The following is a 453-nucleotide window of genomic DNA, read 5'->3' as shown; positions in this document are numbered from 1 at the left end:
GGTCGAGATCATCGATGCCACCGGCAAAAGCAAGAAACTGCGCTGGAACCCGTTCGGCCAACTCGTCGAGCACATCGATTGCTCGGGTTACCCGACGCGCTTTCGCTACGACTCGCGCGGCTATTTGCAAACCATCACCGATGCCCTCGGCGAGCGCACCCAGTTCAGCTACGACGCCCAGGGACGGCTGCTCAGCAGCCAGTTGCCGGACGGCCGCACCGAGCACTATCAGCGCGACGCCGCCGGCCAGCTCACCGGCTACACCGACCCGGCCGGCCACACCACGCATTACCAGCACAACCGCCGCGGCCAGGTGCGCCAACGCACCGATGCCCACGGCCGGCAGGTGCAGTTTGCCTATGACGGCTTTGGCCGGCTGCAAGCGTTGGTCAATGAGAATGGCGAAAGCTATCGGTTTGCCTGGGATGCCGGGGATCGCCTGGTCGAGCAACG

At 64.9% G+C, this 453-nt stretch carries 1 pseudogene; it reads left to right on the top strand.

Going from position 1 to position 453, the window contains the following annotated elements:
- Positions 1–453, top strand: a pseudogene (locus ACLEJQ_RS25770) (RHS repeat-associated core domain-containing protein); the annotation flags it as partial.

The organism is Pseudomonas sp. SMV71 (assembly GCF_052042015.1).
Taxonomy (GTDB): Bacteria; Pseudomonadota; Gammaproteobacteria; order Pseudomonadales; family Pseudomonadaceae; genus Aquipseudomonas.
Note: the sequence above shows the minus strand (reverse complement) of the source record. Positions and strands in the feature narration are given on the sequence as shown.